The sequence below is a fragment of the Butyricimonas sp. Marseille-P2440 genome (assembly GCF_900091675.1).
In the GTDB taxonomy this organism is placed as follows: domain Bacteria; phylum Bacteroidota; class Bacteroidia; order Bacteroidales; family Marinifilaceae; genus Butyricimonas; species Butyricimonas synergistica.
Genome location: NZ_LT594608.1, coordinates 14,807 through 34,754, shown reverse-complemented (window position 1 = coordinate 34,754; position 19,948 = coordinate 14,807). Strand labels below are relative to the sequence as shown.

The 19,948-nt window shown below is 43.0% G+C and carries 15 protein-coding genes; 14 read left to right on the top strand and 1 reads right to left on the bottom strand.

Going from position 1 to position 19,948, the window contains the following annotated elements:
- Window positions 1–18: 18 nt before the first annotated feature.
- From BN8899_RS03680 to BN8899_RS03625, 12 genes are all read left to right on the top strand, one after another.
- Entirely contained in the window at window positions 19–582 is a 564-nt protein-coding gene (locus BN8899_RS03680) for an RNA polymerase sigma-70 factor (RefSeq protein WP_065218359.1), read from the top strand.
- Window positions 583–640: 58 nt separating this feature from the next.
- Complete coding sequence (locus BN8899_RS03675) at window positions 641–976, top strand: hypothetical protein (protein ID WP_065218358.1); 336 nt, start codon at window positions 641–643, stop codon at window positions 974–976.
- A complete protein-coding gene (locus BN8899_RS03670) occupies window positions 973–1,614 on the top strand; it encodes a nucleotidyl transferase AbiEii/AbiGii toxin family protein (protein WP_065218357.1) in 642 nt (213 codons plus the stop codon). The genes BN8899_RS03675 and BN8899_RS03670 overlap by 4 nt, the downstream gene beginning before the upstream one ends.
- A gap of 78 nt (window positions 1,615–1,692) precedes the next feature.
- A complete protein-coding gene (locus tag BN8899_RS03665; RefSeq protein ID WP_065218356.1) occupies window positions 1,693–2,832 on the top strand; it encodes a FecR domain-containing protein in 1,140 nt (379 codons plus the stop codon).
- Window positions 2,833–2,972: 140 nt separating this feature from the next.
- Window positions 2,973–6,686 (top strand): SusC/RagA family TonB-linked outer membrane protein, encoded by a 3,714-nt coding sequence (locus tag BN8899_RS03660; RefSeq protein WP_187376756.1) that lies wholly within the window; start codon window positions 2,973–2,975, stop codon window positions 6,684–6,686.
- Between the two features lie 10 nt (window positions 6,687–6,696).
- Complete coding sequence (locus BN8899_RS03655) at window positions 6,697–8,295, top strand: RagB/SusD family nutrient uptake outer membrane protein (RefSeq protein WP_187376749.1); 1,599 nt, start codon at window positions 6,697–6,699, stop codon at window positions 8,293–8,295.
- A gap of 31 nt (window positions 8,296–8,326) precedes the next feature.
- Window positions 8,327–9,319 carry a hypothetical protein gene (locus tag BN8899_RS03650; protein ID WP_065218354.1) on the top strand — a complete coding sequence of 331 codons (993 nt, stop codon included), beginning with the start codon at window positions 8,327–8,329 and terminating at the stop codon, window positions 9,317–9,319.
- A 97-nt stretch (window positions 9,320–9,416) separates the two neighbouring features.
- On the top strand, window positions 9,417–10,496 hold the full coding sequence (locus BN8899_RS03645) for a DUF4369 domain-containing protein (RefSeq protein WP_065218353.1): 1,080 nt from the start codon (window positions 9,417–9,419) through the stop codon (window positions 10,494–10,496).
- 14 nt (window positions 10,497–10,510) lie between these two features.
- Window positions 10,511–11,641, top strand: a complete 1,131-nt coding sequence (locus BN8899_RS03640; protein ID WP_065218352.1) for a TlpA disulfide reductase family protein — start codon at window positions 10,511–10,513, stop codon at window positions 11,639–11,641.
- A gap of 25 nt (window positions 11,642–11,666) precedes the next feature.
- Window positions 11,667–12,830, top strand: coding sequence for a TlpA disulfide reductase family protein (locus BN8899_RS03635; RefSeq protein ID WP_187376747.1), 1,164 nt, complete (start codon window positions 11,667–11,669; stop codon window positions 12,828–12,830).
- 130 nt (window positions 12,831–12,960) lie between these two features.
- Window positions 12,961–13,308: a toxin gene (locus BN8899_RS03630; RefSeq protein ID WP_065218350.1), complete on the top strand. Its 348-nt coding sequence runs from the start codon at window positions 12,961–12,963 to the stop codon at window positions 13,306–13,308.
- Window positions 13,309–13,348: 40 nt separating this feature from the next.
- Window positions 13,349–14,311 (top strand): type II toxin-antitoxin system antitoxin SocA domain-containing protein, encoded by a 963-nt coding sequence (locus tag BN8899_RS03625; RefSeq protein WP_187376745.1) that lies wholly within the window; start codon window positions 13,349–13,351, stop codon window positions 14,309–14,311.
- A gap of 23 nt (window positions 14,312–14,334) precedes the next feature.
- Here the strand turns inward: BN8899_RS03625 and BN8899_RS03620 are convergent, their stop codons facing one another.
- Window positions 14,335–14,907, bottom strand: coding sequence for an RNA polymerase sigma-70 factor (locus BN8899_RS03620; RefSeq protein ID WP_231932256.1), 573 nt, complete (start codon window positions 14,905–14,907; stop codon window positions 14,335–14,337).
- A 116-nt stretch (window positions 14,908–15,023) separates the two neighbouring features.
- Between BN8899_RS03620 and BN8899_RS03615 the strand changes: the two genes are divergently transcribed.
- Together BN8899_RS03615 and BN8899_RS03610 are read left to right on the top strand one after the other, a co-directional pair.
- Window positions 15,024–16,106, top strand: coding sequence for a FecR family protein (locus BN8899_RS03615; RefSeq protein WP_187376743.1), 1,083 nt, complete (start codon window positions 15,024–15,026; stop codon window positions 16,104–16,106).
- 153 nt (window positions 16,107–16,259) lie between these two features.
- On the top strand, window positions 16,260–19,943 hold the full coding sequence (locus BN8899_RS03610; RefSeq protein WP_231932255.1) for a SusC/RagA family TonB-linked outer membrane protein: 3,684 nt from the start codon (window positions 16,260–16,262) through the stop codon (window positions 19,941–19,943).
- Window positions 19,944–19,948: the final 5 nt, after the last annotated feature.

The following is a 19,948-nucleotide window of genomic DNA, read 5'->3' as shown; positions in this document are numbered from 1 at the left end:
ATAGAAGTATTTGGTGTCATGGATATAGACAAATTAAATCAGAATAACGGGGTGGAGAATAATCGGATTTCTTCAGAAAAGGAATTCGAGAGTGCTTTTCGTTACTATTATCGTCCCTTGTTTTTATTTGCCTATGGTTATGTCATGGATGAGGAGGAAGCGGAGAATATCGTTCAGTCCGTTTTTGCCGGGATGTGGGAGAAGCGGAAGCAGTTGCCGGAGAATCTGAATTTGAAAGCTTATCTTTATTCCTCTGTGAAACACGCTTGTTTACGATATTTCAGGCGCTTGCGTCTTTTGGACGAGTACAAAAAACGACAGGCGGAAGCATTGGTATTGTCATTTGCCGACGATGAAGTGGAAGACGATGCCGAGTTGGTCGCTTTGGTGCAGCAGGCTCTGTCGAAACTTTCCGAGCAACAGCGCAAAATAGTAGAAATGCACGTGATGGAGGGTAAAACGTATTTGGAAATCGCAGAACAACTGGAATTATCTGAAAATACCGTGCGTACCCATTTGAAACGTGCGTATAAGATTCTACGGGAAAATCTTTCTTGCCTTTTTCTTGATATTTTCTTTTGAAGAGTTTGTTTCTGAATCGGAATCTGACTAAATTTGTATATCTCTAATAATTATTGATATGTCAGTAGCAGATGTAATAAAGCAGGATTTGTTGGAAAAACTGAAACAAGAACATTGTTTTTGGTCATTCAATGAAGATTCGATTAAAAATATTTCGGATGGTATTTTAATCGAGAAAACATTGTTGCATCTTGATTTAGATGATATTAAGCAATTATTTAAAATTTATTCTTTCGCTAAGATAAAGAAAGTTTGGTTGGAGAGTCTTGTGCCACAAGGAGATTATCTTTATACTTTAAACCGTTTTTTAGCATGGTATTATTTTAAGATAAGGAAACCTGACATTTATCTTAAATCAATGGAAACTCGTCACTTTAATAAATTGATGCAATGAAAGGATTAGCCCCTCATACCGGAGAAATTTTTGAAGCGGTTTCAAGGCTTGAGTGTATAAAGCCTTATATTCTTGTAGGGGGAACTGCTTTGTCTTTACAGATAGGAACTCGTCAAAGTGAAGATCTGGATTTTATGAGGTGGCGCACGAATAAAGCTGAAAAGATGGAAGTCGCTTGGTATCAGATTGAAAAACAGCTTGCAACTATCGGAGAAATACAACATAAAGACATATTGGATATTGATCACGTTGAATATCTCGTGTCAGGAGTGAAATTTTCTTTTTATGCTTGCGATAAATATTCTCCGGTAAGTAATCCGATAGACTTTTTGAATAATTTGCGATTGGCGGATGTTAAATCTATTGGTGCCATGAAAATGGAAGTAATGCTTCGCAGGAGTACCTTTCGTGACTATTATGATATTTATTCTATATTGAAAAGTGGTATCCCTATTCAAGATATGGTTTCGTTAGCATTAACTTATTCGGGGCATCGGTTAAAATCTAAAAATCTTTTAGCAATGCTTACGAATGGTAAGCGTTTTACCAAAGATTCGCAATTTGAACAATTGTATCCAATTTATTCTGTTACAGCACAAGAAATAGAAGAATTTCTCAAATCCTGTTTGATGGAATAAAAAAAGTGTAAAAAAAACATTTTTCGTGTCACCCAAAATTGAAGTTCGTGTCTTTTAGAGGAAATTTAAGGAAAAGACATGAATCAGGAACAGATTGATTGGACTTTAATCCGGAAACGGATAGACGGTAGCTTGACTGACGAGGAGCGGGGACGCTTGGAGTGTTGGATTGCGGGAGATGAGCAACGGCGGCGTTTCGTGGAGCACGCTTGTCGGTATTACGAGCGGGAATTGCCCGTGATCGATGAGGCTCGGGTATCGAAGGCATGGCAACGTTTTGCCCGGGATCGCAAGGATAAACGGATTCGTTCGTGGTACACGTGGAGTGCGGCGGCAGTGGTGCTTTTGGTCGCTAGTATCGGGCTTTGGTTATCGACATCCCGTGAAATTTCAAAAGAGATGCCTTTACAGACGATTGCTTTCGGGAACAATAGTGTCCGTCTGGTTATTTCGGATGGAACGACGATTGATTTGGCAGCCAAGGAACCGGGACAGATTATTATAGATAAAGGTGTAAACGTGCGTTTGAAAAAGGAAGCGCTTTCTTATGAAGATAATCTTGTCGCGGGAGATACGCTTTATCATACGGTGGAAGTTCCTCGGGGTGGAGAGTACCATCTTACGCTGAGCGATGGTTCACGAGTATGGTTGAATGCGGAGAGCCGGTTGACTTACCCGATAGCGTTCGGGATGTCGGAGCGCAGGGTACGTTTGGAAGGGGAAGCATATTTTGAAGTAGAATCCGGGAAAGGACGTTTCGTGGTGGAAACGGGTGACATGAACGTGCGGGTATTGGGAACGGCTTTTAACGTGAACGCTTACGGCGACGAGGCAGTCACACGTGCTACTTTGGTTCACGGAAAGGTGGAGGTGCTGACCGCAAAGGATGATTTGCGGCAGGTATTGGCTCCCGGGGAGCAGGCGGTACTCGACCGGGTGAGCGGTCTGTTGGATGTGAAACAGGTAAACACGGATCTTTATACCCGGTGGATAAAGGGGCAATTTGTCTTCCGGGACACTCCTTTGCGGGATATCATGCGGACTTTAGCCCGTTGGTACGAGATTGAGTACGAGTTTACAGATCCGGAATTGGAAGCACTTTGTTTCTATGGTGTAATCAGCCGTTTTGAACGAGTGGAAAATTTGTTGGAGCAATTTGAAAAAACAGGTAAAGTGCATTTTGAATATCAGGGAAATAAGATAATTGTAAAGAAATAAGGGATGCTGGAAACATCCCTCGGGTTTAATCAAAACGGACTGCTGGAAACAGTCCATAATATTAACGTCAATACAAATGTATGAAAAAAAAGTTGAATGCGTGCTATTGCCGAAGGCAATGGCTGGAAAAAATGTTACGAATGATGAAAATTGGATTTTTCCTATTGGTGTTAAGTTTGACATCGGTGCATGCGACAACTTTCTCCCAGCAGAAAGTGAGTTTGGATGTGAAGAATGAAACACTCCTGCACGTGTTGGATTTGTTACAGGAACAATCGGGATATACCTTCCTGTTTTCCAGTGAGGATGTCAAAGAGGTGGCGAATCTTTCTGTAAAAGCGGAAAATGAAGATTTGTTTGCCGTGTTGGAGCGTTGTTTACAAGGAACGAATCTGAATTTTGAAGTAAGTGGGCAGTTGGTTGTTTTGCGACTTCAAACAAAATCTGATGAGCCGGAGAAGAAAACGATTCGGTTGAAGGGATTCGTGCAGGATGCCCAAAAGTCCCCGATGGCAGGCGTAACGGTAAAAGTGACCGGGGTATCTTTGGGTACGACAACCAACGTTCGGGGATGGTTCGCTTTGGATCTGCCGATAACGGAAGGTTCGTTGGAATTCACGTTTATCGGATTCAAGAAACAGACCGTGCCTTTCAACGTGAAGACAGATACGTTGCATGTTATCATGGAAGAGGATTTGGAAGAATTGGAGGAGGTGGTATCCCTCGGGTATTTCAACCAGGATAAGCGGACGTCGACCAGCGCGATTACTTCTTTGAAAATGGACGAGATCATGCAGCCGGGAGTAGCCACGTTGGACCAGATGCTGGAAGGTCGGGTGCCGGGTATGATTTTCATGCAAAACACGGGGCAGGTGGGTGCTACCCCGAAGATCAAGATCCGGGGAACGACTACGATCCTGGGTTCCACGCAGCCATTGTACGTGTTGGATGGTGTAATTTTAGATGACCCGGTGAACATTGATCCGGCGGAGATCAATAGTTTGGATTATGTGAATTTATTGGGTAATGCGATTTCCGGTTTGAATCCAAGTGATATCGAGCAGATAGATGTGCTAAAAGATGCCTCCGCCACGGCGATTTACGGTCCGAAGGCATCGAATGGCGTGATCGTGATCACCACGAAAAAAGGTAAAGTGGGTAAGCCGTCTATCTCTTATAATTTGACCGGTACTTTCCGCCAACGTCCGCGGTACACGGACCGGGCGGTAAACGTGATGAATTCCATGGAGCGTATTGCTTATTCCCGGGAGGCGATCCAAGCAGGTTGGAGGGTACCGCCATTACAAGCGTGGGTCGGTTACGAGTCGGCTTATTCCGATTACTTGAATAATAAAATTAATTATTCTGAATTCATGGGACGCGTGAACGAGATGGAAACTGCTAACACGGATTGGCTGGGGCTCTTGTTGCAGGATACCTACTCTCACAATCACACGGTCAATGTTTCCGGTGGTACCGAGAACTTGCGTTACTATTCCTCCGTGGGGTACATGGACGATCGGGGAAATGCCAAGGGTGAGGTTAGCAAGCGTTACACGGCGATGGTAAACTTGAATTTGAATTACGCGAAGTGGGATTTTCGTTTTGGTTTGAACGGGAATTTGCAGAAGAAAGAATATACGCCGGATAATGATATTACGAGTGTCGCTGATTACGCCTATAACACTTCCCGGAGTGTTCCTGCTTACACGGAGGACGGGGAATTGCTTTATTACGACGTGGATCCGGGAGGGTATCATGTTTCTAATTTTAACATTATCAACGAGATGAAAAATTCATGGAACCACATCAACACGGACCAGATCGGTTTGCAGATGTCGTTGGGTTATCGTTTTATCTCGTCGTTGAAATTTGACGTGAACTTCTCGTATAACGTTTCCCACACGGATAATGATACTTGGTTTGGTGAAGATTCATATTACTCTATTTTTCGAAGAAAGATTTACAAAGTGGGTTTTGGTTCTTATAAACCGGGAGACCAACAAGAGGGAATTGCTGAAATTGTGAATGGTGGCGAATTGCGCTTGTCGAACACGACGAACGAGACTTATAATTTGCGAGGTACGCTCTCTTTCAACAAGGCGTTGAATGACAACCAGTCTTTAAGCGCTTCTTTGATCGGGGAGGTACGGTCGTCGAAGTATTCAGGTTTCAAGATCACGAAGCGAAATTACCTGCCAGACCGGGGGATGATTTTTGATAATTGGGATGAAGCTAAGTTCCGTAAGTTTACGACGTGGTCACATTCCGATGAGGCCAGGGGATCCTTGCAGGATAATTTGACTCGCCAGGTAGGTGCGATTGCTTCTGTTTCTTGGGCTTGGAGAAACACGTATATCCTGAACGGTAACATGCGTATGGATTGGTCGAACAAGTTCGGTGACCGGAGTAACGAGAAGTTCCTGCCGATATGGTCGCTATCCGGTCGTTGGAACATGCATGAGGATTTACTTTACGGGGTAAGCTGGGTAAATACACTCGCCTTGAAACTCTCGTTTGGTTACCAGGGGAACATGTCGAACACGGAATCCCCGCGGTTGATCATCAAGAAGGGTGGAACGAACGTTATTTTTGGCGAGTACGAGTCGCAGATCGTCAATTTCCCGAATCCCGTGTTGAGTTGGGAGAAAACCTCCACGTTTAACGTCAGCACGGAGTTTGCCTTGTTTAACCATAAATTGACAGGAAACCTGGGATATTATTACCGCCGCACGACGGATGCCTTCCTGGAGAAAACGGTGTCTTGTTTTAACGGGACGAAGAGTTACACGGTAAATGCCGGGACATTGATCAATCAAGGTTTCGAGTTCGGTTTCTCGTTCACGCCGATTAACAACATGATAAATAAAGCCTCTTCCGCGTTGTCTGCATCGGGGGAACGTCGCGGTTTCCGCTGGCGGTTTGACCCGAACTTCGGTTCGGTGGTCAATCAGCTGGTGGACAAGATTAAGCCGAAAGATAAACGAGTGCAGGATAACGACATCTCCATTACCGAGTACTTGAACGGTTCGTTACCCGTTTCGGGTCGTCCGGTGAACACGTTCTACAGTTACCGGTTCAAGGGGTTGAACCATGAAACGGGAGCTCCTGAATTCTACGGAGCCGAGGAGTACACGGATATACAGAAAACGGATGAACATGGGAATCTCCTGTTTGACGGGGAGGGTAAACCTGTAATGCTTTCCACGCACGAGATGTACACGGAAATGATGGCTGATGGAAAAGACAAGGAAGATATATGGTTGTCGCACGTGTTGAAACGTTCCGGTTGCCGAGAACCTTTCTTGCAGGGAAGTATCTCGAACACGTTCGAGTATAACAATTGGGTGTTGGCGTTCAACTTGGCGTACAGTATCGGTTCCAAGATTCGTTTATTCAGAATGTATGACGACAACGCATCCATCCCTCGCCCGGAGAGAAACATGAGTCGGGAGTGGGAGAAGCGCTGGCGAGTGCCGGGAGACGAGAAATACACGAATATCCCGGGTATTGTAGGTGGTGAAGCGTATAATAAAATGAATAATTACTGGTGGAATGGTAAACCTTATAATTGGGAACAAAATTACTGGGATATGTATGACTTCTCGGATGTGCGTTTGGCTTCCGGTAATTACTTGAAATTATCGAGTATTCAGTTGCGTTATGTGGTACCGGAGCGGATTTGCAAGTATCTTTATATGCAATCGGCTTACTTGTCCGTCAGTGGTACGAACCTGTTCACGATATGCAGCAAAGACCTGAAAGGGCAGGATCCCTCGCAATCTGGTAGTACGGAATTGATTAATATATCGGTTCGCCCAACTTATTCGTTAACCTTAAATGTGACGTTCTAAAATGGAAAATATGAGATGTAAATTGTTTTACGTGTATTTTGCGATTCTGTGCTTGATCGTGAACGGGTGCGGTGATTTTTTGGAAGAGTATTCCAAGGATCAGGTATATGCTTCCTCGTGCAAGGATTTGGACGAGGTGTTGATAGGGAATGGGTATATGAAGCATAACGATAGCCAGGGTGCTGCCGGTGGTTACTATCCTTGGTTGTTCGTGATGGACGATGATGCGGAGGAGTTGATGGCGGCTACGAGTGAAATGGGGTTATCCGGTACGCCTATCGGTTATTTGCGGGCAGCAGCCACATGGCAAAAAGATCCTTTCCGCAGGTCATTTTATGATGAAGAGGTGAAAGACGAAACGTGTGATAAATTGTACGCACACATCGCTTACGTGAATACAATTATTAATTACGTGGATGAGTTTACAGATGAACCGCTTGAAACACGGATGAGAATCCGGGGTGAGGGACAGTTCCTTAGAGCGGCTTATTACTTGATGTCAAGTAATATATATGGTTGGGCTTATGATGCGAAAAACGGGGGAACTGATTTGAGCGTTCCCTTGAAAACCGATGAATGGGTGACGGAGGATAAATTTTCCCGGGCGACAGTCGGGGAGGTGTATGACATGATTGTGAAGGATTTGAAAAATGCTTGCGATAATTTGCGGGGAGTGGAACAACCTTCCTTTTATCGAGCCAATCATTTAGCTTCTCGTATCTTGTTGAGCCGGATGTATTTGTACATGGAGAAATATGATGAGGTAATCGCACAATGTGATTCCGCTTTTGCTTTGGGAGGAGATCGTTTATCTGATTTGAGGGAGTATAATACGGAAGGAGGGGTTGTTGAGCGAGATCACTTGTACACGAAAGACAATCCGGAGATCGTGTTCTCCATGGGGAATGCTATCGTGCAGGAGATGTTTATTACGGTGAAACCTACCTCCGGGCATGGGAATGGAGCGATATATACTTTGTCGGAAAGTTTAGTGAATGAATTTGATAATCGAGGAAGCGTGAAAGATTTGCGTTTTGATTGCTATTTCCAGCGACATTCAACGGCAACTTCCCGTTACGGGGTGGTGAAGAATGCTTATTATGATGGAGGTACCAAAGGAACGGAATATCCTAAAATTTTCGAATCATTCTTGATCCGTACGGTGGAGATTTATTTGAATAAGGCCGAATCGCAGGCGATGAAGGGGGATTTGGCGGGTGCTGTTGCCACGTTGCAACCCTTGTTGGATACCCGTTATGCGGAAGGTATGTTGCCGGAAATTTCTTCTTTAGGAGAAGAAGAGTTGGTGAATTTCATCCGTTCGGAACGCCGCAAGGAACTTTGTTTCGAGGGGCATCGTTGGCCGGATTTGAAACGCTATGCCGTGAACACGAAATACCCGTATAATGAACCGATCCGTCACGGTCAATACCGTTTCACGGGTAGTATGACAGGAGGAGATCTGGAGGGGTATTATGTGCTGGGGAAATACGAGGAGGATGACGGTTGGATTATGCCATTCCCCTCGAAAGAGATCACATATAACGAAGGGACGATCGAAAACCCGGAACGACCGGATCGTTCTTTACAAGTTGGAGGGAAAAATTAAAAAAGCTGGTGTATAAGTAAGAAATAAGAGTATGCTGAAAAAAAGTTTATTATATGTTTTTTGTTCCTGTCTGTTGGCATTTAACGCTTGTAACAAGGATGAAGAGGAGATTTCTACTCCCTCTTATAGAGATCAAAATTGGTTCGTGATTCCCGATAAGCCGGGAGAGTTGAATCAATTGGTGTATAAAATTTATAATGAAACAGGAATACCTATTTTTGTGAATGATACGTTGGGAGAGGAATATTACGCCAAAGATGCCCAAGGAAATCTATTGGTACGAGTGGAAACGTTTAACCTACTTTATGAAATATTCGGAGAAGCACCTTCACCGAATTTCCAGCCGACTCGTCATGCGGTCTTTAGTACAGATACAGCGGCAATGTTGCTTGCCGTGCAGATGATTCGGGACAAGGTTATCCCTTATTTGCCTAAAGAGGGAGAATATCGTCCCAAATCTTATTTGTTGGTTGATTCCATAAATGATCTGAAAACCGTGATGGATTGGAGCACGTGGGATGATGTCGTTTTGACTTATACGTCGTCGACTTATTCTGCACAAAAAGGCGTGGTGGTAGGGTTATTAGGAGATTTGAAAAAAATGATTGAAGCCGACGATAAGGAAGGCATTGATTGGTGGTGTGCTCGAATCATCGCTTCTAAAGTAGTAAAATGGATGTTGGCAGGAAATGTCGATTTGACAGAATGGTATGATATTACCTATGAAAATTGGGTCAGTTACGAGGAAGCCCGTTTTGCCTATGATGTAGAAGACTACGAGGAAAACGTGAAAGAGTCCGCGGGAATGTTGAGTTATTGTGTAGATAATCCCGAGGTACGAGTTTTGGTTTCCGAGGAACAGGATTTGCTGGATTATGTGGCTCTGGTGTATATATATCGAGGGCGGGAACAGGAATTTTACGCGAACCCGGATTATAACTATGACCGGGTGCATCGTAAATTTGAAGGGATACAGGAATTTGTTGCCGCATTCGAATCCCTTAACCCAATGCCCAGAAAATAATTAAAGTGTGTAGTTCATTTATGGACCTCATGGACCAGGAGGTGTGTCAAAACACACCTCCCCTTAAAGAGTCGTGTTTAAATTAAAAATTACTAGTATGAAAAAAATTGTATTGATGTTTTTAGCTTGTGTAGCATTTGGATTTTGTTATGCGCAAGATGGTTATCGTATTAAAGGAAAATTAATCAATGGAGATTCCAAAGAGGCTTATCTTATCGTGAATGAAGACACGATTGCCCGGGCCGAGATAAAAAACGGTATGTTTGAATTTGTCGGGAAAGTAGATGAGGCGATATACACGGTATTAAGCATAGACGGAATGTTTCAGATGATTCCAGTGTTCCTGGAAAATACTAATTTTAATATCACTGTAGATTGGCTTAATGCGAATGGAAGCATCGTCGAGGGAGGAATAGAACAAAAGATATTTCAAACGTTTAGAGAAATTGAAAGCCAAATTGGTATTGAAAGATTGAAATGTATGGGAATTATGCAGAATACGGAAGACCAAAAGTTAAGAGATTCTGCTCATAAAGAGATGTCCAATTTATCGAAATTGCAGCAAGCAGAGGAAAATAAAGTTATTCAGGCGAATCCTGATGCAGCAGCTTCTGCAATGATGGTCTCTGTTAATGTAGATCTGTTTTCTTTGAAATTCTCGAAAGAGAGATTTAATCTGCTTTCAGAAAAAGGGCGTGCAACACGGTACGGGAAAATAGCGGGAGAAGCGATTGCTTTAAAAGAGAGAACGGCGATCGGGGCTATTGCTCCGGATTTTGAATTGGAGAGCGTTGAGGGAAAAGTGTTTAAGATGTCGGATGTGAAAGCAAAGGTAAAAGTCTTGATGTTTTGGAAACCTTCTGTTGAAATATATCGCGAGAAAAGCGATTATATTATGCCTATTTATAACGAATACAAGGATAAGGGGTTGGAAATTATCAGTATTTCCCGGGAAGAAGACCGTGACGTTTGGGAGAAAATTGTCAAAGAAGATAAACGTCCTTGGAAAGAGGGATATGATTGGAAAAATGGAGTTTCTTCCGTCTTGGAGTTGTACGGTGGAAAAGAGCACAATGTATCTCATTTGTACGTGTTGGACGAGAATAACAAGATCATTTATGACGGAGTGCCTTACAATAGTTTCCGGACTTGCATGGAGCGTTTGTTTAAGAAATGAAAATGAGGTCGTTTATGAGATATTTGATCGTGTTGTTTTTGTTTAGCATGTTGGCTTGTACATCAGCTCGGGTTCCTAAAGACCATTTTGTTTTGCGAGGAGTCATCCCGGGGGCGAAAGATAGCATGAGAGTTACTTTATTTTTGAAAAATTCAATCGAACGACCTATAGGAGTGATAATGAATGAGAGATTTGAAATCAGGGGAAAGACGAATACTCCCACTTATTGTTTGTTGCGGGTGGACGATCGCTTGTTACATGGAGAAACGACGCATTACAAGGATATTGCTTGTTTTATAGAAAATGGAAATCTGGAATTTTCCACGCCGCATATTGATAGTTTATCCGATGGTTTCCATCTTTATGATCTTAGGAAAGAAAAAAATTACACGTTAAAAGGAAGTGCTTCGCAAGAAGCTTATTCTCGTTATCAACAACAAACTCTTTCCTGTCGTTATATGATAGAAAAATTGGAGAAAGAAAGTGATGGAAATTCTATAGATTATAAGCAATTGCGTTATAATAAGGAAAAATTGAAACGCTTGACGAAAGAATTTATTCGAAGCCAACGGAATCTGGAAGTCAACTTGTACTTGGCTCAGCAATTGAAGCGGGTGCCTTTTACTTATGATGTGTCAGAGGTGGAGGAGATGGAACAGTTGTTCGCTTTCTATCGGGATACTTGTAAGGTATTGAGGGAATATCGGGAGAGTTTGCGGGTAGAGAAAGATTTCGTGTCAGGAAAACCGTTGGAAGATGTCGAGTTGGTTACTCCCGATGGAAGGAAAGTGCGGCTTTTGGAACAACTGAATAAAGAGGGGTACACGCTTATCGACTTTTGGGCGTCGTGGTGCGGTTCCTGTCGAATGGGTATTCCCGCCATGGAAGAGTTGTATAAACGTTGTGGCGATCGGGTAAAATTTATTAGTATTGCTATATCAGATAGAGAGGAGCATTGGCAACAGGCAATGAAGGAAGAAAATATGCCATGGTTACAACTCCGTGATGAAGGGGAGTTTATGTCTGTTGCGCAAGAATTGTACCGGATTACGGCTATTCCGGTTTTGCTTTTGATTTCTCCTGAAGGTAAAATCGTGTATCGTACTTCTCGTGTAGGGGAGATGGAGTTTGCTTTGGAATCTTAAAAAATATGTAATAAAGAATATGAAAATGAGAAGGTATTTAAATTTATTAGTCTTAAGTGTTTTGGTTGGTTGTTCAACATCCGGGGAGGGGTTCGTGTTGAGAGGTATTGTTCCCGGGGCTGTAGATAGTACCGTGGTTTCGTTAGCCCCGTTGTCTAACTTGGACGAAAAGATCACCGGGTACGTGATTGGTGAGAAATTTGAGTTGCGAGGAAAAAATGATCGGGCGGAATGCTATAGTTTGGTGTTGGATGATCGGGATATAGCGGATAAGAAAGGGGAGCAAAAATTTCATCACCGGGAAATTCATTTCTTCGTGGAGGATGGAGAACTAACTTTTACGACCCCTCATATTGATAGTTTACCGATGCCTTTCCGTTATGTGAGACATGATTTTCGAAAAGAGAAACATTATAAAGTAACGGGTTCTGCGGTTCAGGATATATTTTATGTATATCAGCAAAAAACGATAGCGGCAAGATTCGGGTTAAAAAACTTACTTAAGGAGTTCTATATAAAGAAAGACGTGAATGTTTATCGGAAGTGGCAGCAGGAGAAAGCAGAACTGGAACGTTTGTCCCGGGAAACAATCGAAAAGGGGCAAAATCTGGCAGTCAGCTTGTTCGCTGCGGAAGAATTGAAAAGGGATCCGTTTATGTATGACCAAGCTTATTTGGACGATTTGGAAAGAATGTTTTCTTTTTACCGGGATACGTGCAAGGCGTTGCGGAATTTCCGCCAATACCTGAAAGATGCCAAGGTGTATTGCCGGGGCAAGCAACTGGAAGATGCGGAAATACTTACTCCTGACGGTGGAACGGTTTCCTTGTTGGAACAAGTGGAAAAAGGCGGTTACACGGTGATCGATTTTTGGGCATCATGGTGTGGTTCCTGTCGGGCAAGTTTTCCTTACTTGAGAAAATTGCATGAAAAATACGGGGATCGGGTGAAATTTATCAGTTTGTCGACGGATAGTAAAGATGAAGCATGGAAAAAAGCCATGGCGGAAGAGAACCTGCCTTGGGATGAATTCCGTTGCGGAGAGAAATTTCCTTCTAAAAAACGGGTGGAATTATACCAGATTAAATTTATTCCGACTTATTTGATTATTGATCCGAAAGGTGGAATCGTGTTCTATAGTGATAATTGCGGAGCGTTGGAGTTGCAATTAGAAAGCCTGTTTGAATAATGTTTAATATGTATAACCACTTTTGAAGTACATTTCGGGGGTGGTTATACATATATTTACAACTTTAAAGTTGCAAAATGGACGTTTTAAAGAAAAATCTTATATCTTTGTGCATATATAAAAATGTAGTATGCTTACAAAAAAAGAAGTACAGAAGTTTTTGAACCAATTTCACGAGAAGATGAAAATCTTTGGAATTATCTACCGTGATGACCGGGGAAAAAATCAAAAGGCTCTTGAAGAATTGGAAATTGTACCTTTATATAGAAGGGTCGTCATTGAAAGTCTAGTGGTTGAGGATTACGTGCAAGGACCTATTGTTGATGAACTGAATAAATTTGGGGAAATGTGGGTCTTTGGTAAAGATGTGAAGGGACGTGAGGTATATATTAAAATTATGTTAGGCAGTGTGGGATGTCAAACAATTTGTATTTCATTCCATATTGCGGAGCATCCGTTAAGGTATTTATTTAAATAGAGGAGGAACAACGATGAAGAGTCCGTTTACAGGTAAAGAGATGAAGCGTATATATGAAAAGCGTACGTGGAACTTTCGAGGAGAACAGTTCGAGTATGCTCATCAGGCTTGGCTTTGTGAAGACACGGGTGAACAGTTTACGGATGATGCAAGTGATACGGCAGGATTTGTTCAGGTAACGAATCAATATAGGGTAAAGTACGGTATTCCGTTTACTGACGAAGTTATTGCTGTACGGGAGCGATATGGCGTGAGTGCGGCTAAAATGTCATTAATACTAGGTATTGGGGTAAACCAATATCGTTTGTACGAACAAGGGGAAGTGCCGAGTGTTTCTAATGGCAGAATGATTCGTTCTGTCATGAATCCAGAGGTGATGCTGGAAATGGTTGAGAGTGCTAGTCATGAATTAACACGATCGGAATATAATAAAATAATGTATAAAGTGAAGTCGGTTATTGCGAATGGCGAATCTGACAAGTTGGAGCGTTATGAAATGAAGCGTGTTTTTAGTACGCTTCGTGGTGCGGAAAATGGTTACGCTCAATTATCTCTGGGGCGATTGAAAAATATTATGCTCTACATTTTGGAGAGGTGTGGAGAGGTGTGGTATACTAAAATGAATAAGTTATTGTTTTATATAGATTTTTTGTCTTATCGCGAGAATGGAATGGCAATGACGGGATTGTCATATCGAGCAATTGATTTTGGGCCGGTTCCGGAAAGATGGGATAGGGTGTATAGTGAGTTTGCGGAGATCCGGCAAGAAATTCGGCAGGTGGGCGACTGGGTGGGGAATGTATTGGAATCATCTGATCAGGCTGATGTTTCTTTGTTTTCAGATAGTGAATTGCAAATAATGAATACAATATGTAATAATTTTGCTTCTACTACTTCACGCGAGATATCTCGTTTGAGCCATGGGGAAAAGGCATGGATCGATTATCATGAAACTTGCGAAAGAATCCCGTTTGAAGCTGCATTTACTTTAAAAGCAGTATAGATGGATGGCACGAATCCTTCGGGTTACATCTGCAATAACCAAGCTAGACACGCTATGGTCAGGTAATCTGCAAGTTCAACCCGGAGTTTACGGAGGGCGATTTCGATATGTTTTTCTACTGTCCGGGGAGAAAGTTGTAATTCTTCGGCAATCTCTGCCACATTTTTATTGTCAAAACGGCTCATGATAAAAATTTTCTGGCACTGGGGAGCAAGTTTGCGAATGGCTTTTTCTATGTGTTCCCGCAATTCGGCTTCCACGTAATATTCCCACGTGAGCATTCCGGTAATATCCCCGTTTTGGAAAATGTTTTCCTGGTAGTTATTGCGTACTTTCAATTGTGCCAGATAATTGAGGGATCGGTTGCGCACGGACGTGAACAAGTACGCTTTGATGCCTTCCATGCGTAGCATCTCTTGTTTTTCCCACATGTGGGTATACACATCACACACGATGTCCTCGGCGGCGGTAGTATCGCCCGTGAGATAGGCGGCATAAGCTACCAATCCGGAATAGTACGTGTTGAATAAGGATTCAAACAAATCAATATTCCGGCTGAATGGCATTGAAGGGGTATGTTGTTTTGGATGCTTCATTTTATATCCACGTTGTCCGTGCAAAGGTAGAAAATAAATTTTGAATTTTTTTTTCAAATTGGATTACGTGTATTTCCATGTTGAACTGTTTTATACATGTAAAAGATGAAAAACATATGGAAAAAGACGAACATGATATTGAGGTTCCGGGAGTGGAACAAGCGAAATTGGACGAGGCTATCCATGTATTGAAGCGGATGGAGGCGGTGGATAAAAAGAAGGGGTACGATCGGCTCGTGAAACCTTTGCGGCAACGGGAAAGGCGGTTACGGGCGTGGCGGCGGATAGCGGCGTGTGCGGCGGTTGTATTCCCGTTGGCGATCGGGTCTTTGTGGTTAAGTAAAACTCCGTCGACTGAAATTCTGCCACTTGTGAAAGCGGATTCCATTGTCCCCGGGAGCAACAAAGCCCGGTTGATACTGGCGGATAAAAGCGAGATCGTTTTGGATACCGTGGCTACACGTGATATTATAGAGCTTGCCGGAGTGTCCGTGCGGAAAGAGGGGGATGGGGTAATTTACGAATCCCGGCAACAAACCAGGGAAGACAAGATCGTTTACAACGAACTGGTCGTTCCCCGTGGCGGGGAATACGATGTTATTCTGGAGGACGGAACCCATGTCTGGTTGAATGCGGAGTCAAGGTTGAAATACCCGGCGGTGTTTGCCGGGAAGGAACGCCGGGTTTATCTGGAAGGCGAGGCGTACTTCGATGTGGCGAGAGATACGGCGAAACCCTTTTTCGTGGAAACCCGGGAGCAAAGTGTACAGGTGTTGGGAACCGCTTTTAATGTCTGTGCCTACGCGGGGGAAAGTGTGAATTACGCCACTCTTGTCCGGGGACGGGTACTCGTGGAGGATAAGCAAATGGGTGTGAACCGGGTATTGCGCCCGGGGGAGCAGGTGTGCTTGAACGTGTCGGACGGCGAAGCGGTTGTGCGTGAAGTGGATGTGCGGAAAGAGATTGCCTGGAAAGACGGATTGTTCGTGTTTAACGGGCAAACGCTGGAACAGATCATGGGCAAGTTAGCCCGTTGGTACAATATCACGGTCTTTTACCAGAACGCGGAGGCGAAAGAGATGCTCTTTAAGGGAAATCTGCCTCGCTATAGTGATTTCCGTACCGTACTGGAGGTACTGGAAAAGAGTAGTGATGTCAAATTTACAATACGTGACCGGGTGGTCGTGATAAGTATATAAAAAAACAAGAGGAATCTGCTAAATTCCTCTCGTGTAGTCAACCATCTGCTGCTAACAGATGAATGTCGAATTTAAAATTTAAACAAAGGTATGAAAAAAAAGCAAGACTATGTCTTTTCCCCGCGGGGGAAATGGCGAAAAATTTTGTTGATTATGAAATTGAAATTATTCATTTTACTATGTTGCGTTCAGACGGTGAATGCAACCGCTTTCTCGCAAGAGCAGAAATTGGATGTCGCTTTCGACAACGAACTTCTCGTGAAAGTGATTGATTATCTGCAAGACCAAACCGGTTTACAATTCTTTTACCAGGATAAAAGCGTGTCGGTTTCCGACCGAGTATCGGTCAACATGAAGCAGGCAACATTGTCTGAAATATTGGATAAGGTGTTGACCGGCAAGGGATACGCCTACGAGTTATTGGATGGTGTGGTTGTGATCAAGCCGATGGCGGCGAGGGACGACGAGAAACCGAAATCCGTTCGGGTGAAAGGATTCGTGTATGACACGGGCAAGCTCCCGATGCCGGGGGTAACGGTGAAAGTCGTTGGGTTGAACATCGGGACATCGACGAATGCCCAAGGATGGTTCGCTTTGGAGTTGCCCATGGTGACCGGAACGTTGGAGTTCTCTTTTATTGGATTCAAGAAGAAGACGGTTGCCTTTACCGAGAAAATAGCGAAAGATACGTTGCGCATCACGATGGAAGAGGATGTAACACAGATCAATGAAGTGGTGGTAACGGGGTATCAGCAGATAGACAAGCGTCATTTGACGAGTGCGGTAACCACGGTAAAAATGGAGGATATTGATGTTCCGGGAGTTAATCGATTGGACGCTATGCTAGAAGGACGGATTCCTGGATTAACTTTCATGCAAAATACAGGACAGGTAGGTGCTGCCCCGAAATTGAGAATTAGGGGAACTTCAACAATTTTGGGAAGTCAAGAACCTTTATGGGTGGTAGACGGAATTATTCAGCAAGATCCGGTGAATATTGATCCACAACAGTTGAACGATTTGGATTTCGTGAATTTATTGGGGAACGCCATTTCCGGCTTAAACCCGGACGATATTGAACAAATTGACGTGTTGAAAGACGCTGCCGCTACTGCGTTGTATGGTTCTAGAGCGGCAAATGGTGTGATTGTTGTGACAACACGCAAAGGGAAAGTCGGACCTCCACGAGTTTCTTACAGTATGAGTGGTACGCTCACGTTACGTCCTCGTTATTCTGATCGCGGTTTTAACATGATGAATTCTAGGGAACGAGTGGATGTTTCCCGTGAATTGATGGAGAGCGGCGTTCGTTACACTGGAACCTATGGCGAACAGAATCAATGGGTTGGAGTCGAACAAGCGTATATTGATTATTACAAGAACGGAAGCATTAATTTTAATGAATTTCAACGTAGAGTTCACAGATACGAAACGATGAATACGGATTGGTTGGATATTTTGACAAATGATTCATTCTCAAACAGTCACACGTTGAGTATTAACGGGGGATCGGAACATGCTCGTTATTATGCTTCGATTGGATATTCCGATGAACAGGGAAACGTTTTGGGAGAGTCGAACAAGCGTTACACGTTAAGCATGAAAACCCAAGCATTTTGGAATGAAAAATTCTCGGCGATGTTTAGTTCTAACATGAGCGTGGCAGACAGGAAGTATAATCCTTCTGATGTAAACGTGATGAGTTATGCGACCAAAATGAACAGGGCACTCCCTTTGCGTGAAGAAAACGGGGATTTGTGGTTCTACAAAACAGTTAATGCCACGGGGTACCAAGATCAGTATTCCCACATGAATATCATTAATGAAATTAACGAGTCGGATCGAACAATTGATCAAAACACGATTTCTTTGACGGGTCAGGTACAATACAATTTTTCCGAGGCATTCAAGCTCACGGGAACAGGCTCGTTCAGTTTTGCGCACACACAAGAAGAAACTTGGTACGGGGAGAATTCCGACTATATTTCTAAATTGAGGGCTGATGGAGGAATGAATAGTACATGTCCTTTTGGTGGAGTATTGTCTACAAACGCTACGCGTAGTCGTTCTTATACATTCCGCCTGGAAGGGAATTATACCAAGTCTTTCGGGAATGATGGCAAACATATGATAAATACCATGCTCGGTTATGAACTTTCATCTACAAAATATAATGGAACCAGTGAAGAACAGCGCGGTTATTATAAAGACAGGGGTATGGGTTTTGTCGATTTGAGTGATCTGACAGCTAATGATTTAAGTGTATCATCAAATCCCACGGAAACCACTACAAGAAATATATACTTTTATTTGTGGCGGGTAAAGAATTTCCCGACTTATACTCAAACGTTAACCAATATGATGTCTGCTTATTTGACATTGACATATTGTTTTGACGATCGTTACATTCTGAATTTCAATACACGTGCCGACTGGTCCAATTCTTTTGGAGATCGGAGTAACGAGAAACTTTTTCCTGTTTGGTCTTTGTCCGGACGTTGGAATATATCGGACGATATAGATGTGCATTGGATTGATAACTTGGCATTAAAGCTTTCTTACGGAATGCAGGGAAATATGCCTTCAGGACAACCGACCCGAACAACGATCACGAAAGGTGATTATAACACGACTTACGGGAATTATTCATCTACTATTTTGAATTACAAGAATCCTAATTTGAAATGGGAAAAAACACATTCTTGGAATGCCGGTTTAGATTTTAGCGTCTTAAATGGGGCGATTCAGGGGACGGTGAGCGTGTACTATAAAAAAACGACAGATGCATTTTTGACGAAAAGAGTGGCTAGCGTGAACGGTATTACCAGTTACGTGGTGAATGCTGGAAACGTGGAGAACAAAGGTGTCGAATTGTCTTTGACTTTTACACCTATCAATAACGCTCTTTCCGCGAACGGTAAACGTGGATTTGTATGGCGTCTTGATCCTCAAATCGGTCAGACGTTGAACCAGTTGATTAATCGGGCTGTATCGCAAACGAATGATGTATTGCAGGATGAACTCACGGTATCAGATTTGTTGAATGGAACTGGGCATGTTGCCGGAACTCCGTTAAATACTTTTTATTCTTATCGATATAAGAAATTGGATAATGAAGGGATTCCTACCTTTTACGGTCTGGAGGATGAGAATCAGGGCGAATTGCGTAAACAGTATACATCCATGGCTGCGGGAGACAAGAAAAATGTGTGGATGGCAGTGTTGGAAGAGTCTGGAACTCGTGTTCCTGTTATCCAAGGAGGAATTAACAACTATTTCTCGTATCGTAATTTTAGTTTATCGGTTAATTTTACTTATAGCCTCGGCAACAAGATTCGTTTGTTGAAACTTTGCTCCGGTGATTATAGTGCGATAAATCCACAGCCGTATAATAATTTGCGAAAAGAATTTGTCAATCGTTGGCGTTTCCCGGGAGACGAGGAACGTACGAATATTCCGGCTCTTCGGACAAAAATTACTTATCAGGGGTCAACTGAAGATGTCTATCGCGATTACGGGTGGTGGCGCAACGAGCCATGGAGCCCAACTCCAGGTAGTTCGTTCTCTAAATATGATATGTACGATAATTCCAATTTGCGGGTAGCCAGCGGAAATTATTTGCGTTTGTCTTCACTCGTGTTTAGGTATACTTTTGACGAAAAATTTTTAAATAAAATTGGACTATCAAGTGCTTATTTGTCATTGTCTGGAACAAATTTATTTACCCTTTGCTCTTCTAAGTTGAAAGGGCAAAATCCAGAACAATCCGGAACCACGGATATCGTGAATATTACGATTCGTCCGACGTTCTCAGTAAGTTTGAATGTTAATTTTTAGCACGT

Bases quoted from the DNA above. Each gene is read 5' to 3' on its own strand.
- BN8899_RS03680 (WP_065218359.1), top strand. From the start codon at position 19: ATGGATATAGACAAATTAAATCAGAATAACGGGGTGGAGAATAATCGG.
- BN8899_RS03675 (WP_065218358.1), top strand. From the start codon at position 641: ATGTCAGTAGCAGATGTAATAAAGCAGGATTTGTTGGAAAAACTGAAA.
- BN8899_RS03670 (WP_065218357.1), top strand. From the start codon at position 973: ATGAAAGGATTAGCCCCTCATACCGGAGAAATTTTTGAAGCGGTTTCA.
- BN8899_RS03665 (WP_065218356.1), top strand. From the start codon at position 1,693: ATGAATCAGGAACAGATTGATTGGACTTTAATCCGGAAACGGATAGAC.
- BN8899_RS03660 (WP_187376756.1), top strand. From the start codon at position 2,973: ATGATGAAAATTGGATTTTTCCTATTGGTGTTAAGTTTGACATCGGTG.
- BN8899_RS03655 (WP_187376749.1), top strand. From the start codon at position 6,697: ATGAGATGTAAATTGTTTTACGTGTATTTTGCGATTCTGTGCTTGATC.
- BN8899_RS03650 (WP_065218354.1), top strand. From the start codon at position 8,327: ATGCTGAAAAAAAGTTTATTATATGTTTTTTGTTCCTGTCTGTTGGCA.
- BN8899_RS03645 (WP_065218353.1), top strand. From the start codon at position 9,417: ATGAAAAAAATTGTATTGATGTTTTTAGCTTGTGTAGCATTTGGATTT.
- BN8899_RS03640 (WP_065218352.1), top strand. From the start codon at position 10,511: ATGAGATATTTGATCGTGTTGTTTTTGTTTAGCATGTTGGCTTGTACA.
- BN8899_RS03635 (WP_187376747.1), top strand. From the start codon at position 11,667: ATGAGAAGGTATTTAAATTTATTAGTCTTAAGTGTTTTGGTTGGTTGT.
- BN8899_RS03630 (WP_065218350.1), top strand. From the start codon at position 12,961: ATGCTTACAAAAAAAGAAGTACAGAAGTTTTTGAACCAATTTCACGAG.
- BN8899_RS03625 (WP_187376745.1), top strand. From the start codon at position 13,349: ATGAAGCGTATATATGAAAAGCGTACGTGGAACTTTCGAGGAGAACAG.
- BN8899_RS03620 (WP_231932256.1), bottom strand. From the start codon at position 14,907: ATGAAGCATCCAAAACAACATACCCCTTCAATGCCATTCAGCCGGAAT.
- BN8899_RS03615 (WP_187376743.1), top strand. From the start codon at position 15,024: ATGGAAAAAGACGAACATGATATTGAGGTTCCGGGAGTGGAACAAGCG.
- BN8899_RS03610 (WP_231932255.1), top strand. From the start codon at position 16,260: ATGAAATTGAAATTATTCATTTTACTATGTTGCGTTCAGACGGTGAAT.